The 14,235-nt window shown below is 54.6% G+C and carries 16 protein-coding genes, 1 tRNA gene and 1 pseudogene; 4 read left to right on the top strand and 14 right to left on the bottom strand.

Annotated features, from left to right (window positions below; all coding sequences use genetic code 11):
• The first annotated feature begins 9 nt into the window (after window positions 1-9).
• On the top strand, window positions 10-1,293 hold the full coding sequence (gene fadL / locus AC6I8X_RS13975; protein ID WP_497839993.1) for a long-chain fatty acid transporter FadL: 1,284 nt from the start codon (window positions 10-12) through the stop codon (window positions 1,291-1,293).
• Window positions 1,294-1,347: 54 nt separating this feature from the next.
• On the opposite strand, the gene mlaA is transcribed toward fadL, so the two are convergent.
• The 10 genes from mlaA to ccmA are packed head-to-tail and all read right to left on the bottom strand — an operon-like array spanning window position 1,348 to window position 9,107.
• The gene (gene mlaA, locus AC6I8X_RS13980) at window positions 1,348-2,115 is read right to left on the bottom strand and encodes a phospholipid-binding lipoprotein MlaA (RefSeq protein ID WP_313682271.1); all 768 of its coding nucleotides are present in this window, start codon (window positions 2,113-2,115) and stop codon (window positions 1,348-1,350) included.
• A gap of 35 nt (window positions 2,116-2,150) precedes the next feature.
• Window positions 2,151-3,365, bottom strand: a complete 1,215-nt coding sequence (ccmI, locus tag AC6I8X_RS13985) for a c-type cytochrome biogenesis protein CcmI (protein ID WP_299449180.1) — start codon at window positions 3,363-3,365, stop codon at window positions 2,151-2,153.
• Complete coding sequence (locus AC6I8X_RS13990) at window positions 3,365-3,820, bottom strand: cytochrome c-type biogenesis protein (RefSeq protein WP_084876180.1); 456 nt, start codon at window positions 3,818-3,820, stop codon at window positions 3,365-3,367. The genes ccmI and AC6I8X_RS13990 overlap by 1 nt, the downstream gene beginning before the upstream one ends.
• Entirely contained in the window at window positions 3,817-4,374 is a 558-nt protein-coding gene (locus tag AC6I8X_RS13995) for a DsbE family thiol:disulfide interchange protein (protein ID WP_299449175.1), read from the bottom strand. The genes AC6I8X_RS13990 and AC6I8X_RS13995 overlap by 4 nt, the downstream gene beginning before the upstream one ends.
• Window positions 4,371-6,329, bottom strand: coding sequence for a heme lyase CcmF/NrfE family subunit (locus tag AC6I8X_RS14000; RefSeq protein WP_299449173.1), 1,959 nt, complete (start codon window positions 6,327-6,329; stop codon window positions 4,371-4,373). The genes AC6I8X_RS13995 and AC6I8X_RS14000 overlap by 4 nt, the downstream gene beginning before the upstream one ends.
• Window positions 6,326-6,811 carry a cytochrome c maturation protein CcmE gene (gene ccmE, locus AC6I8X_RS14005; protein WP_299449172.1) on the bottom strand — a complete coding sequence of 162 codons (486 nt, stop codon included), beginning with the start codon at window positions 6,809-6,811 and terminating at the stop codon, window positions 6,326-6,328. Before ccmE ends, AC6I8X_RS14000 begins: the two co-directional genes overlap by 4 nt.
• Window positions 6,808-7,041 (bottom strand): heme exporter protein CcmD, encoded by a 234-nt coding sequence (gene ccmD / locus AC6I8X_RS14010; protein ID WP_084876184.1) that lies wholly within the window; start codon window positions 7,039-7,041, stop codon window positions 6,808-6,810. Before ccmD ends, ccmE begins: the two co-directional genes overlap by 4 nt.
• Window positions 7,038-7,778, bottom strand: a complete 741-nt coding sequence (locus AC6I8X_RS14015) for a heme ABC transporter permease (protein ID WP_313682267.1) — start codon at window positions 7,776-7,778, stop codon at window positions 7,038-7,040. Before AC6I8X_RS14015 ends, ccmD begins: the two co-directional genes overlap by 4 nt.
• A 55-nt stretch (window positions 7,779-7,833) precedes the next feature.
• Window positions 7,834-8,493, bottom strand: coding sequence for a heme exporter protein CcmB (ccmB, locus tag AC6I8X_RS14020; RefSeq protein ID WP_299449225.1), 660 nt, complete (start codon window positions 8,491-8,493; stop codon window positions 7,834-7,836).
• Window positions 8,493-9,107, bottom strand: a complete 615-nt coding sequence (gene ccmA / locus AC6I8X_RS14025) for a cytochrome c biogenesis heme-transporting ATPase CcmA (RefSeq protein WP_313682264.1) — start codon at window positions 9,105-9,107, stop codon at window positions 8,493-8,495. The genes ccmB and ccmA overlap by 1 nt, the downstream gene beginning before the upstream one ends.
• A gap of 244 nt (window positions 9,108-9,351) precedes the next feature.
• Between ccmA and AC6I8X_RS14030 the strand changes: the two genes are divergently transcribed.
• Together AC6I8X_RS14030 and AC6I8X_RS14035 are read left to right on the top strand one after the other, a co-directional pair.
• The gene (locus tag AC6I8X_RS14030) at window positions 9,352-10,254 is read left to right on the top strand and encodes a formate/nitrite transporter family protein (RefSeq protein ID WP_313682262.1); all 903 of its coding nucleotides are present in this window, start codon (window positions 9,352-9,354) and stop codon (window positions 10,252-10,254) included.
• Between the two features lie 87 nt (window positions 10,255-10,341).
• Window positions 10,342-10,416 (top strand) — tRNA-Arg (locus tag AC6I8X_RS14035).
• A 167-nt stretch (window positions 10,417-10,583) separates the two neighbouring features.
• Here the strand turns inward: AC6I8X_RS14035 and AC6I8X_RS14040 are convergent.
• From AC6I8X_RS14040 to AC6I8X_RS14050, 3 genes and pseudogenes are all read right to left on the bottom strand, one after another.
• Window positions 10,584-10,772 (bottom strand): hypothetical protein, encoded by a 189-nt coding sequence (locus AC6I8X_RS14040; protein ID WP_084876187.1) that lies wholly within the window; start codon window positions 10,770-10,772, stop codon window positions 10,584-10,586.
• A gap of 160 nt (window positions 10,773-10,932) precedes the next feature.
• Window positions 10,933-11,691, bottom strand: a pseudogene (locus tag AC6I8X_RS14045) (Fic family protein); the annotation flags it as partial.
• Between the two features lie 65 nt (window positions 11,692-11,756).
• Window positions 11,757-12,626 (bottom strand): helix-turn-helix domain-containing protein, encoded by an 870-nt coding sequence (locus AC6I8X_RS14050; protein WP_313682305.1) that lies wholly within the window; start codon window positions 12,624-12,626, stop codon window positions 11,757-11,759.
• A 180-nt stretch (window positions 12,627-12,806) separates the two neighbouring features.
• Here AC6I8X_RS14050 and AC6I8X_RS14055 point away from each other — a divergent pair, with 180 nt between their 5' ends.
• The gene (locus AC6I8X_RS14055) at window positions 12,807-13,706 is read left to right on the top strand and encodes a DMT family transporter (RefSeq protein WP_497839994.1); all 900 of its coding nucleotides are present in this window, start codon (window positions 12,807-12,809) and stop codon (window positions 13,704-13,706) included.
• 38 nt (window positions 13,707-13,744) lie between these two features.
• Here the strand turns inward: AC6I8X_RS14055 and AC6I8X_RS14060 are convergent, their stop codons facing one another.
• Complete coding sequence (locus AC6I8X_RS14060) at window positions 13,745-13,984, bottom strand: hypothetical protein (protein WP_013509957.1); 240 nt, start codon at window positions 13,982-13,984, stop codon at window positions 13,745-13,747.
• Between the last annotated feature and the right edge of the window lie 251 nt (window positions 13,985-14,235).

Genomic DNA, 14,235 nt, shown 5'->3' on the forward strand with positions numbered 1-14,235 from the left:
GTTGTGGTCATGAACCATAAGAACCTGTTTGCAAAGTCGGCTGTGGCCGTTGCAGTGGCGCTCGTCTCTTCTCATGTTTACGCAGCGGGCTTTCAACTTAACGAATTTTCAGCAATTGGATTAGGTCGTGCATATTCGGGTGAAGGCGCAATGGGCGATACCGCCGCCTCCGCCAGCCGTAACCCGGCAACCATGGCATTGATGGATCGACCTTCCTTCTCCATCGGCGCGGTTTATATTGATCCCGACGTTAATATCAGCGGCACCAGTCCCTCTGGCCGCAGCCTTGATGCAAAAAATATTGCACCCAATCAGTGGATACCGGATATCCACTATGTACACCCGATTAATGACCAATGGTGGGTAGGGGCTTCCGTCACCTCTAATTACGGCCTGGCAACCGAATTTAATGACGGTTATACCGCCGGTGCTTACGGTGGTACGACCGACCTGACCACCGGTAACTTTAACATCAGCACCGCGTACCGTCTGAATGAACACTTCAGCTTCGGCGTCGGTTTCGATGCGGTTTACGCCAAAGCGAAAATTGAACGTTATGCCGGTGAGTCTGGCGCAGCACTGGGTATTCCAGCAGATACACAAATCGCCCGTCTGAAAGGCAACGAATGGGGCTATGGCTGGAACGCCGGTATCTTATATGAAGTAGATAAGAACAACCGCTTTGGCTTTACCTATCGTTCAGAAGTGAAAGTCGATTTCGACGGCGAATACAAGAGCAACCTGCCTACCTCCATCAATGCAGTCAACCAGGCGCTTAATTTAGGTTTGCCTTACGCAACCGGTGGTTCCACCATTCCAGGCGCATTGACACTCAACCTGCCGGAAATGTGGGAAGTCTCAGGCTGGCACAAAGTGGCACCGCAATGGGCAGTGCACTACAGCCTGACCTATACCAGCTGGAGCCAGTTCCAGGCGCTGAATGCCACGGGTAACAATGGTCAGACACTGTTCTATAAAAATGAAGGTTTCCGCGATGCTTACCGTATCGCGCTCGGTACCACTTACTTCTACGACGACAACTGGACCTTCCGTGGCGGTATCGCCTTTGACGATAGCCCGGTTCCAGCCGAAAACCGTTCCATCTCCATCCCGGATCAGGATCGCCTGTGGCTGAGCCTCGGTGCCTCGTATGCGTTTACCCCGGATGCCTCCGTGGATTTGGGTGTTTCCTATATGCATGGACAGAACGTCACTATTCAGGAAGGCAGCTACACTTTCAGGTCTGAAGGTAAGGCGATGTTGTATGGCGCGAGCTTCAACTATAAGTTCTGATGTGACCCGGTATGCATGAAAAAGGCGGCTGAATCAGCCGCCTTTTGTTGTTATTTATTCCGCATCAATCTCGTTAAGATCGCCCTGGATCGCTTTCGCGTTCGGGTTTTCTTCCGGCTTCAGCTTACCGCCTCTGGCGAGGAAATCATTACGCTGGAAATAGGCATTACGCACAAACGCATAAGGATCCTGTTGCTGGCGCAGAATCGCATCGCTATCCAGCAGCTGTGCACGGGTTTCCACCCCTTCCAGCGTCCATTTACCGATGGCCATCGGCCAGGTCAGCCAGCTCAGCACCGGGTAGAGGGTATCAACATAATCACCGCCATCCTGACGGATCGTAAAGCTGCCGTAAGCAGGCAGCTCCACATACGGACCATAGCCGACACCATAACGCCCCAACGTACTACCAAACCGGTGCGGTTCTTCACGCGCCAGCTCAGGATTGGCTTTACCTGCCACATCAATAAAGCCACCCAGCCCTAACGTGGTATTCAGGAAGAAACGCGTGAAGTGGATCATCGCACGACGCGGTTCACCCGTCAGGAAAGCGTTGAGCATACTCGCCGGTTCATCAAGGTTACTCAGCACATTACTTATCCCGGTACGCGCAGGTACTGGCACGTAATCGCGCCAGGCCACCGCTACCGGACGCACCACATAAGGATCCAGCACGTTGTAGTTGAAGTTAAACATCGTGCGGTTAAAGCCTTCAAGCGGATCGCTGCGCTGCGCAGTTTGATCGTTGTCAGCCGGTTTGGAACTGGCACATCCCACCAGCAATACACTGGCCAGCGCCAGACCGGTCAGGCGGTAATTCATTCTTATCTCCCTGTGCATGAAAATGGTGTATCGCTTCAGGGCTGCTGCTGATTAATTTCCACAGCAAGTTGCTGATGACCATCCCAGGGAGTAACCGCGCTTAAACCAAACCAATCGCCAGGCTGGGGATTGGCGCTACCATCGCGCGAAATACGTACCCGGATCTGCACCTGATGCTGCGCCGACAACAAACGGTCTGGCATCATAGCGTTACTGTCATCCAGCGTAAGCGATAACGGGAAATGGCTGAGCGGAAAACGCTTCACAGCCACAGGCACCGGTGATACACCGTCAGTAACAGAAATATACATCACTCCGCCCTGCGGCAACATTTTTTCTGCCTGCGGATTTAAACTCACCGTCAATGCCAGATGGGTATTTTGCTGTCCCGCGTCGGTTTTCGCTTGTTCAATACTGCGCTCGATCATCGCGATGCGCTTATCTCCTGCCGGTAACAGTTTCAGCATCATCTGCCAGGCACCAATCGCCTCGTCATACTGCTGCTGTTCGAAGGCGTTAAATGCCAGCAAACTCAGGGTACGCACGTTGCTGTGATCGCGTTTCAGCAGGTCACGCAGCAACATGCTGGCCTGACGATTATCCTGCGGATCGCTGGAGCGCGTCAGCACCTCGGCATAATCCTGTTGCAGTTCCAGATTATTCGGAGCCAACTGCAACGCCCGTTCGAACGCCTGGCTGGCATCGCTGGCATTATTAAGCACCATGCCGAGGCGGCCCAGCATGGTCCAGTCATTCAGGTTTTGCGGGTCAGACTGCAGTGAAGTACGCAGCCCCAGTTGCAGTCGCGCCAGTTCTTCCATGGTCAGCGGTTTGGCCTGCGGGTCCATCACGCGCGCGCGCAGCGCCGGATATTCCTGCTGTACCGATGTCCAGCCCGCCAGCTGCGCCAGCCCGCCGGTTTTCAGATACATTCCCAGCGACACCACCACCAGCAATCCTACACCCGGCAACAGAATCCAGCGGCTGCTTTGCTGGTTTCGCGCGGCTTCCTGCTGTTGCGGAACATCGGTCAGCAAGGTTTGTTGCAGCTCGCGTACCATTTCCGGACGCTCTGCTACCACACCTTCCTCTTCATCCCGCTCCAGCTCACGCAGGCGCTGCTGATAAAAGTCAGTATTCAGACGATCGCGATCGCCATTGCTGGCCACGCGCTGACGCCAGCCCGCGCTGAGAAAAAGCGCGCAAGCCGCAGCCAGTAAAATAATCAAGGTAATCCAGAATCCACTCATTATGACTTCCCGTCACGCTTCAAAATCGCCGCGAGGCGCTGTTGTTCGTTTTCATCCAGTTCGCTGCGTGTTTTACGCTGGCGACTGCGCAGGATAATGATCAGGCCGCCCAGCACCACAAACAGCGCCGGTCCAACCCACAAAATCAGGGTCGATGGCGTGACCGGGGGTTCATAGGTCACGAAGTTGCCATAGCGCGCCACCATATAATTGATGATTTGCTGTCGGCTCTGACCCTGCTTCATCAATTCGTACACTTTCAGGCGCATATCCGCCGCAATCATGGCGTTGGAATCTGCAATGCTGTTGTTCTGGCATTTAGGGCAGCGCAGCGAACCGGTCAGGTCGCGGTACTGTTCCTCCTGCTGTACCGAATCGAACTGGTAAGTATCGATGGCTGCCCACAGGCTGGTGCTCAACAGCACCCCCGCGAGCAAAAGAAGCAGCCGTTTCACGCGCCCGCCTCCTTGCTGTATTTATCCCACAGCGGCTTCACTTCCTGCTGCCAGACGCGATCGTTCATGTCGCCCGCGTGGCGATAGCGAATGATGCCTTTACCATCAATCAGGAAGGTTTCCGGTGCACCATAGACGCCCAAATCCAGACCGAGCATGCCATCCCCGTCATACAGGCTGAGGGCGTAAGGATTGCCCAGCGTATTCAGCCAGGTCACGGCTTTGGTGCGGTCGTCTTTATAATTAAGGCCCACCACGCGAATGCCTTTTTCCGCCAGCGTGTTGAGGTATTCATGCTCGGCGCGACAGGTTGGGCACCAGGTGGCCCAGACGTTAAGCAGAATCGGCTTGCCATCGGTCAGAACCTGCTGGCTGTAGATTTTGCCCGGCTTGTCGAGCGCTTCCAGCTTAAATACCGGCACCGGTTTACCGATCAGTGCAGATTCCAGCAACGTCGGGTCATCACCGTTGGCGTTGCGCGACAACTGCCACAGCAACGCCGCCGCTAACAGCAGAAACAATACCAGCGGAATAAAAAGGATCTTCTTGTTCATGCCTGCTCCTCCCGTGGCGCTTTTTTGCGCGAACGATAACGCGGATCGAGCAGACACAGCAGACCACCCACCGCCATAAACACGCCGCCGAACCAAATCCAGCGCACGAACGGTTTGTAATAAATACGCACCGCCCAGGAGCCATCATCCAGCTCTTCTCCTAACGCGGCGTAGAGATCGCGGGTAAAGCCACCGCTGATCGCTGCTTCGGTCATCATGGTACGCGCCGCCGTATAGAAGCGTTTTTCCGCATGCAGCACGGCTTCCGGTTTGCCATCACGGGTCACGTCGATAATCGCCACGCCACCGCTGTAGTTCGGGCCCTGCAGGTTGTGAACATCGCGGAAAATAAAGTGATAATTATGGATATCAACATTATCGCCAGACTTCATGCGCACATCGCGTTCCACGCTGTATTGCGTGCTGAAGGCGATCCCAATCACCGTCACCGCAACACCGAGATGGCCGAGCACCATGCCCCAATGGCTGCGCGTCAGATGGCGCAGACCGGCAAAGAAGGTGTGGCGATGGGTGGCGCGTTCATGCAGCTCCATCAGCGTCAGGAGGATCACCCAAATCGACATCAGCAGCCCGATCACCGTCATCGCTTCAATACGATCCTGTAACAACCACGGCAGGGCGATAGAGAGGATTAGCGTGACCAGCAGCGCGATACCCAGACGCTTCCATAGCTTCTGCGGTTCATCACGACGCCAGCGCACCAGCGGACCGATGCCCAGCATCAGCGCGAACGGCGCCATTAGCCAGGTAAACATCGTATTAAAGAAGGGTTCACCGACGGAAATGCTGCCCAGGCCCAGCTGCTTATGCACCAGCGGCAGCAGGGTTCCCAGCAGCACCACCAGCATGGCTGCAATCAACAGGACGTTATTGCCGAGCAGGAAAGATTCGCGCGACCAGGCTTCATTTTGCACCCGGCTGCGTACCTGCCCCCCTTTAATCGCATACAGCAACAGCGAGCTGCCAATGACGATCACCAGGAAGGCGAGGATAAACATGCCGCGCGCCGGATCGGACGCAAACGAGTGTACCGACACCAGCACGCCGGAACGCACGAGGAACGTACCCAGCAGACTGAGCGAGAACGCCGTGATCGCCAGCAACACCGTCCAGGATTTGAAACTGCCGCGTTTTTCCGTCACCGCCAGCGAATGCATCAGCGCAGTACCGGCCAGCCACGGCATAAAGGAAGCGTTTTCCACCGGATCCCAGAACCACCAGCCACCCCAGCCCAGCTCGTAATAGGCCCAGGCCGAGCCCAGCACGATACCGATCGTCAGGAATACCCAGGCCGCGGTGGTCCACGGACGTGACCAACGTGCCCAGGCGGTATCCAGGCGACCCGCCATCAGCGAAGCAATGGCAAAGGCAAACGCGACTGAGAAACCGACATAGCCCATATACAGCAACGGCGGATGGAAGATCAGACCGATATCCTGCAGCATCGGGTTAAGATCGCTGCCATCAATCGGGAAGTTCGGTAAGGTGCGGGTAAAGGGGTTCGATGTCAGGGTGATAAACAGCAAAAAGCCGAGGTTAATCATTCCCATCACCGACAGCACACGCGCCAGCGCATCCTGCGGCATGCCGCGGCTGAAAATCGCCACGGCCAGCGTCCAGCTGCTGAGCAGCAGTACCCACAACAGCAACGACCCTTCATGCGCACCCCAGGTCGCTGCTATGCGGTAGTACACCGGCAGCAACGTGTTGGAGTTGGTGGCGACATAGGCCACGGTGAAATCGTTGACGATAAACGCGTGCACCAGCACCAGGAATGCTGCCGCGATACAGGCAAACATCCCCCAGGTGAGCGGTCGTGCCAGCGCCATCAAACGCGCATCCTGGCGCACCGCACCCCATAATGGATAAACACTTAACAGTAGCGCCAGTCCCAGCGCCAGACAGAGCAGAAAGCTGCCAATTTCTGGCATCATGATTGGGCACCCGCCTGCTGGTAAGTTGCCGCAGGTCCTTTGTGGTTTTTCTTCATCGCGTCCTGAATTTCCGGTGGCGTATATTTTTCATCGTGCTTCGCCAGCACTTCTTTGGCGTTCACCAGGTTGCCATCTTCCAGCACACCCTGCGCCACGATACCCTGCCCTTCACGGAACAGGTCCGGCAGGATACCTTCGTAGCTGACACTGACCACGCCGTTGGCGTCATACAGTTTGAACGACACAGCAAGGGTTTTCGGATCACGTTTAACGCTGCCCGGCATCACCATGCCACCCACACGCAGACGCTGGCCTGGCTCAGGTTTCTGATGGTCCTCGCCCTTGCCGTACAAGATTTCACTCGGGGTGTAGAACAGGTCGATATTGGAACGCAGCGCGTACATCACCAATGCGGTGGCCAGGCCTAAGCCCACCAATACCGCCACCACCACAGTCAGGCGGTTACGACGACGGATATTCACACGGATTCTCCTGCCGCTTCACTGGCGGCTTTTTTCGATTTGGCCGCACGGATGCGACGCTCCCTGGATTGACGCTGGCGAATCTCCGCCAGTAACCGGCGGCGAAACAGCACGGTGTGCAGCACCAGACCAATCAGCGGAATCAGCGTGAGGACGACGGCGAGCCAGACATAAAAGGCATAACCGCCCATGGCAAAGAAATCCTGCCAGGAAGAGAAAGCTGGCGTCATGATTTGCGCCCTCCCTGTGCTACCTCAATCGCCCATGGGCGATGACGTTCGGTAAACAAAATCATGTTACGCAGCCGCATCAGCGTCAGCGAAACGAAAACCAGCAGATAACCGAGAATCGCCCAGCGCAGCGGGGTACGCATGCTTGGCGCAATATCCTGTTGCAGGATGCCAGACGAGCCCTGATGCAGGGTGTTCCACCATTGCACCGAGAAGTGGATGATTGGCAGGTTGACCACACCGACCAGAATCAGAATTCCGGCAGCACGACCCGCGGTACGGCGATCGTCAAAGGCGTGATACAGCGCAATCACTCCCATATAAAGGAACAGCAGTACCAGTTCGGAGGTCAGACGCGCATCCCAAATCCACCAGGTCCCCCACATGGGTTTACCCCAGGCGGAACCGGTGACCAGCGCGATAAAGGTAAACACCGCCCCAACCGGTGCCATCGCTGCCGAGACCAGGTCAGCCATCTTCATCTGCCACACCAGGCCGATAAACGCCGCAATCGCCATCGAGGCATACACGCCCATGGACCACATTGCCGCGGGTACATGGATGTACATGATGCGGAAGCTGTCACCCTGCTGATAATCGGCGGGTGCAAAACCAAAACCCCACGCCCACCCCAGCAACAAGGTGGCAACCCCCAGTACAGCGAACCAGGGAATTAAGCGGCCACAAAGCTGATACAGCTTTTCAGGCTTTGCCCACCGGTTTAACCATTTCCACATTTGCATAGCTCACAATATAAGAAGAGAGATTACTGCATCTCTGTGGATGCACGATTTAATGCAGGCTGATACGCAGCGCCGCCGCCGTTGCAAACGGGGAGAGCGTAGCGCTGCCTGCCAGCATGGCGCCAAGAATCGCCAGATAGCCACCAATCGGCAGTCCCTGTCCGGCGGCATCAATCGCCGCACTGGCAAAAATTAACACCGGTATCGCCAGCGGCAATACCAGCAAACTCAGTAACACGCCGCCGCGCCGTAGCCCGACGATTAATCCGCTGCCAATCGCGCCAAGAAAACTCAGGGTTGGCGTACCCAGTAACAGGGTCAACGCCATGGCACGCCAGCTGGAAAAGTCCAGCGACAACAGCAGTGCCGCCAGCGGTGACAATAAAATCAGCGGTAATCCGGTAATCAGCCAGTGAGCAATCACTTTGCCCAGAACCGTTACCGGTAGCGGTGTGGGTAACAGCAAAAGCTGTTCCAGCGAACCGTCCAGGAAATCATCGCGGAACAAACGCTCCAGCGCCAGCAGTGATGCCAGTAAAGCAGCGACCCAGGCAATGCCAGGTGCAATGCGTGCTAACTGCTGCGGATCCGGACCAATGCCCAGCGGAAACAGCGTGATGACAATCAGGAAAAACCACAGCGGGTTAATCACTTCCGCACCGCTGCGGAAAGCAATTTTCAGCTCGCGCTGAATGACACGTCCCAGCATCATGCCCACTCCGACGTCAGGCGGATTTTGCGCACGCGCTGCGCGCTATCCGGTAAATCCTGATGCGTGGTTAGCACCACTGCACCACCGTTATCGGCATGCCAGGCAAAACGCGCCATGAGTTTTTCCACTCCGGCCTTATCGATTGCCGTTAACGGTTCATCCAGAATCCACAATTTTGCCGGGCTGAGCCACAATCGGGCCAGCGCGACACGCCGTTGTTGTCCGGCAGAAAGTTGTGCCACCGGCACCTCTTCATAACCCAGCAGGTCCACCTGCTCCAGCGCGGCAAAAATCGCCTCACCGTGGCTGTCGCCATGCCAGAAATGCAGGTTCTCCAGCGGAGAGAGTACCGACTTCACGCCCGGATGATGGCCAAGATAAAGCAGGTTTTGATGCCATGTTTCCCGTTGCTGCCGAATCGGCTGCCCCTGCCACTTCACCTCGCCCTCTTCCGCCCGACTCAATCCCGCCAGTAAACGTAACAGCGACGTTTTGCCTGCGCCATTCGGCCCTTCTATTTGCACAATATCGCCTGCCTCAACACGAAAACTCAGCCCATTGAACAGGGTACGCTCATCGCGAACGCAAGAGAGATTAATGACTTCGAGCATAGAAGGGAGAATCACAGCAATGAAATTAGGCCAGGATAATACCACAATGAATCTGTGGGCCGTAGTCTGTGAACTTCGTCACACCTCCCTCGATCGGGGTAAACGGGCGCATCAGATCAATAAACTGCTCAAAAAACCACCTCAGTTAAAGTCTTGTTACTCTTATTTTGAATTCACGTAACAAATTGGTGTTGCGCAAAACGGCTACGCTTATTGCATACCGGCATTATCACCGGAGGAAAACATGAAATCATCATCATCAGTTTCACAAGACAAAAACGATGTAGAAAGTGAGGAAAAAGATCAGGGAACGAAGATTGAAGTAGATGAGGATGCTCTGCCCTCACGTGCCGCAGCCATTCATGAAGAGATTCGTCAGGACGGGGAAAAAGAGCTGGAACGGGATGGTATGGCGCTGTTGTGGTCGGCGATTGCTGCTGGCATTTCCATGGGTGCATCCCTGATGGCAAAAGGCATTTTCCAGGTACATCTGCAAGGTGTGCCCGGTGGTTTTTTGCTGGAAAATCTGGGTTATACCTTCGGCTTTGTCATTGTAATCATGGCCCGCCAGCAGCTGTTTACCGAAAATACCGTCACAGCCGTATTGCCGGTAATGCACAAACCCACGTCAGGGAATTTTCTGTTGCTGCTACGTTTCTGGGGCGTGGTGCTGGCGGGTAACCTGATAGGTACCGCGCTGGGTGCACTGGCATTTAATCATATGCCGATTTTCGATGATGCCACTCGTCAGGCATTTACCGCCATCAGTGAAAAAGTGATGGAGAATCCACCCGCTGAGATGTTCGCCAATGCGGTGATTTCCGGCTGGATCATCGCCACTATGGTGTGGATGTTCCCTTATGCGGGTGGCGCGAAAATCGTGGTGATAGTGATGATGACCTGGCTGGTCGCGCTGGGCGATTTGGCGCATATCGTGGTTGGCTCGGTGGAAGTGCTGTATCTGGTGTTTGCGGGCAACATCGCGTGGCATGAATTTTTCTGGCCCTTTGCCCTGCCGACGCTGCTCGGTAACATTACGGGTGGCACGCTGATTTTTGCCTTAATCAGCCACGCCCAGATTCGTAATGACATGAGTGAAGCGGCTAAAGCAAAAGCGCGCGCTGAGCAAAAGCGGAAGGAAATGTGAGAAATCCCTCTGATTTGTCGAGATATTGAGCAAACGGTGGCCGCACGGTTAAATTCGTGTCGGTGGTACGCTATACTGCGCGCCGACGTTCCCTTAGTTAAATGGATATAACGAGCCCCTCCTAAGGGCTAGTTGCAGGTTCGATCCCTGCAGGGAACGCCATGAGCAGCCTTTCCTTCCTGTTAAACCCACCTGAATAACGCCTACGTCACCAACAAAATGAGTGGTTAAAAGTGAATTGTGCTCTTCGGCAGATCTGATGACATCAGGGATGGGGGCTTTCAGGGAAGGTGATTAAAGGGCTGGTTGCAGCCCTTTTTAAGCCAAATTCAAAATAACCAGCGCGCCAGTGCCAGAGAAAGCCCGGCTGTCGTAACCATACTCGCCATCAGCCATTTTGTTTGTTTGCCAATTTCTTCATGAAGATCGCTACGAGTCATGTAATTTGACTTGATTACCGCCAAATCAATTTTCATCGCGGCAAGATCCACGTCCTGCTTTGACGTCCGTATCTCCATATTTGATCTCCTCATGTTAGCTGTCATTGTAAATTCCGTGATAATTCCTGGAGTTATCGTTTGCCATGCTAACGACATCCGCAGAAAAATCACCAAAAAAACACGGCAATAACGTGAAATGCAAAGAGGCTCGCAGAACAAATCCCGCGTTTCATCACGTTGCAGAATCCATCCCTTCCCGTAGGGCATTGCGCAAATTTGTCAGCATATACTCGACAAACAGCGTTGCATCGCTGGCACGGTCGCATGCGCCGAGGATTTGATAGTAATGTTCCTGATCGTGATGAATTAACGTTTCCACCGGCAGCCATGCCAGCTCACTGCGCCAATGGCTGAGGATCAGGGTTTGCCATAGCCTTCCCATACGACCATTGCCATCGGGGAAAGGATGAATGAATTCAAATTCGTAATGGAAAACGCAGCTGGCAACCAGAGGATGAACCTCCGTGGTTTCCAGCCAATGCAAAAGATCCTGCATCCGTCGGGGGACCTGGCTGGAGGAGCCATATGGATCAGCTTATCTTCACGATAAATACCCGCGTTGCTCTGGCGCAACTGGCCAGGAAAATCGACCAGACCCGCCATTAATAGCCGGTGTGCCGCCAGCAAATCATCAAGGCTGGAACTCCGCCACTCGGCCAGCTCCTCGTACGCAAGAATCGCATTACGCACTTCCTGGATATCTTTGGCTGGCCCCAATACTCGCTTCCCTTCCATCAGAGCTGAAACCTGGCCGAGAGTCAGGCTTGTTATGTTCAATCGCCAGTGAAGCCTGAATCGTGCGGATACGATTCTCTTTATGCAATGTCGGGGACGTTTGTTCAGCCTGAGCCGCCCAGCGCCCCATTAGCTCCCCCACCTCAACGAGAAGGTGCATGATAGTGATACTGAGCTGGAAAGGCGGCTGATATTGAGGCATTGCAGGTTAATCCCATGAATCGCAGAATTCGCTAATAGTAACCCGAATTATGTCGCGAGAAGATCTCACCCCTGCTGCTGCCGCCATAACGAAGGCGTCACGCCATGCAGCTGACGGAAACGGTTACTGAAGTGGCTGGAGGAGTGAAAACCACAGCGCAGCGCAATGTCCGTGAGGGGCAGCGCGGTATGCTTCAGCAATGTCAGTGCTTCATCCATACGACGACGCATCACATATTGATGTGGGGCGATACCTGCGCTGGTTCGAAACATGCGGGCGAAATGGAACTCGCTCAATGCCGCCTCTCCCGCCAGCTGCGCCAGGGTTAACGGTTGATCCAGATGTTCATCGATATACGCCAGAATGCGTCGTAACACTATCGGGGCCAGCCCACCGCGCACCTGTGGTGCCTGCCACTGGACATCGCTGTAGTGCTGCAACAAGTGCGTCATCAGTAAGGTTGATGCGCTGCTGAGCATCAGTTGGTTAGCGGGCTGTTGCCAGTCAGTGCTGAGCAGGAAATGGCGATACAGCTGGGTGATGCGATCGTCATCAGAGAACACTTTTTCATGCAGATTCAGGCGAGCCGCGTCGCGGTCCCAAATCTGTTCCGCCATCAGGCGCAGGTGCTGGTCGGTGCAATAAAGATGCACAAACGACAGGTCAGCGCGGATGTCCCATACCGATTCGGTGCCGGACGGCATCAGGCAAAAACGATCCGGCCCACCACCGTTGCGCCAGCCGTGCTGCGTTTTATGCCAGGTATCGTAGCCATCTGCGGTGTACAGGCTGAGCGTATGGTGATCGCTGAGGTTAGTGACGCGATCGCCACTGTTAAACCAGGCTGCCAGTTTGATGCCACTATTCAGCTGCACGCTGTCACGCAGCTGTGCTTTATGTCGCTGTAGCATGTTAAAAGTCTGGTAGTCGGGCATAGTCACGATCGCTCTTTATTTGATAACCCGCATTTTACGGATTCATCGGGACAGAGAACAGGCCACATTGGGACACCACAGGAAAAAGCGCAAGATTTTGCAATTCGTTCGCAAGGGGATGCAAGCCAGCCGGGAATCAGCACGGCACACTCAATACAAATTTGTTGTGGAGTAGGCAAAATGAACCTGATGTTGTATCTGGCGGTGGTGGTGATTTGGGGAACGACATGGATCGCCATTTTTTTACAGCAGGAAGCGGCCAACACGCCGGTCTTTGTCGCGGTGTTCTGGCGTTTTTTACTGGCATCGCTGGTGATGCTGGTGATGCTGAAACTGATTCGCCGTCTGAAAAAGCTGGATGCGCAGGATCATCTGTTCTGCCTGTTACAGGGTTGCTGCGTGTTTGGCTTCAATTTTGTCTGTTTCTATCATGCCGCCGCCTGGATCAGCAGCGGGCTGGAATCGGTTATTTTCTCGATGGCGGTGCTGTATAACGCCTTAAACAGCTGGATCTTCTTCCGTCAACGCCCCTCGTTCCGCCTGTTGCCCGCCGCCATCCTGGGATTGGGTGGTATTGTTGCGCTGTTCTGGGGTGATATCCGCACCGCCCATCCGGCACCACAATTATTATGGGGAGTAGGGTTAAGCGCCCTCGGCACGCTGGGTTTCTCCTTTGGCAACATGATTTCGACGCGCCACCAGCGTCGTCAGCGCGATGTCTTAACCACCAACAGTTACGCCATGTTGTATGGCGCGCTGATCATGGCGGTCCTCGCGGTACTGAACGGTGATTCGCTGGCACCGGCGTTCAATCTGCAATGGCTGGGTGCGATGAGTTATCTGGCGATTTTTGGCTCGGTGCTGGGATTTGGCGCGTACTTCACGCTGGTGGGTCGCATTGGTGCCAGTCAGGCAGCCTACAGTACCTTGCTGTTTCCGCTGGTAGCACTGACCTTATCGACCCTGTATGAAGGTTATCAATGGCATAACAATGCGATTGTTGGCCTGGTAATGATTCTGGCGGGCAATATGGTGATGTTTGTACGCTGGCCTGCGGCAAAACGTCTGCGTCTGGCGTAATACACGAGAGCGGGCATTGCGCCCGCTCTCTCGTCCTCTTAGCGCCAGCCCTGCACGCCGATATTGAGCTGGTGAGGTTGATTGATCGCTTTTCTGGCGATCCAGTAAAGCAGTATGCGTTCATCGTCTCTGTCGCGGTCGGCCATTGCCAGTAGTTTCAACGACAGCGTGGATTTATTCACCGGTTGATGCTCATCGCTTAACTCGATCACCGCCTGACCGATGATGCAGCAAACTTCATCCTCACTGGACGCGGATTCATATGCTCGGTCTTTCATATTTCCTCCTGTTAAGTGAATTTTAAGCCTGGCAAAACTTCACCATTTTGCAGCCAAAGCGCCGCCATGCACGCATTTGGTTACATTTTATCACGCGAAGCAACAGCTTCACATGTGATGACAAGGCACCACTGTCTGCAATGTCATTCATACCCGTTTCGCTGCATTTCATTCCGCCCTCACAGCCTTTCACGCCCTTTCCCCACACGCGTACGCGAGGGGGGCTTATCATCGCCTCAGTTTCCGAATTC

It is taken from the genome of Pantoea sp. X-Soil-TKNS-1280, assembly GCF_059730475.1.